Below are 531 nucleotides of genomic sequence, written 5' to 3' on the forward strand. Positions count from 1 at the left end.
GTGGCCTTGCCGACGAGCTGCATGATCGGCCTTATGTCGTGATCGATGGAGCGGACGGGCGTGCATACCACACAACCTTCAAGGACCTGGACGCGGCTGATGGTTTCAAACGCGGTGCCATTGTGCGCATCACGCCAGCCCGGAACAGCCAGCGCGGAGAAGCGACATCGAGGCCCTTCATTGCAGTCATTGGCCCGGGCGGGGTTGAAAAATCTATCAATGCCGAGGGCGCCAACTGGCTGGATGAATATGCGCGCGGCGGGGCAGGGGCCGAGAGCACACTGCTGCAGAAGAGGCTGAAGGAAGCGGCATCGAGACGGCGCGCGCATCATGCGCAGAATGGACGTCATGGCGTCCTCGATGACGATTCTCGCTACGAGAAGTGGTTGCTGGAAGAACGGAACAAGTTGGTGCCGCCCAGCATCCGTAAGGCTGGGAAAGATGAAACGGCGCGGCTTCTGTTCGGTAAGGGGCAGCAATCCTTCGACGGCGTAATGACAGAGATTCTGGAGACGAACCAAGGACCTTTTG

General features: G+C 59.5%; 1 protein-coding gene. It reads left to right on the forward strand.

Going from position 1 to position 531, the window contains the following annotated elements:
• A partial coding sequence (locus tag IG168_RS20375; protein ID WP_193166442.1) for a DUF3363 domain-containing protein occupies nucleotides 1-531 on the forward strand: 531 nt, incomplete at both ends.

Origin of the sequence: Microbulbifer hainanensis (assembly GCF_014904735.1) — a bacterium.
Lineage (GTDB): Bacteria > Pseudomonadota > Gammaproteobacteria > Pseudomonadales > Cellvibrionaceae > Microbulbifer > Microbulbifer hainanensis.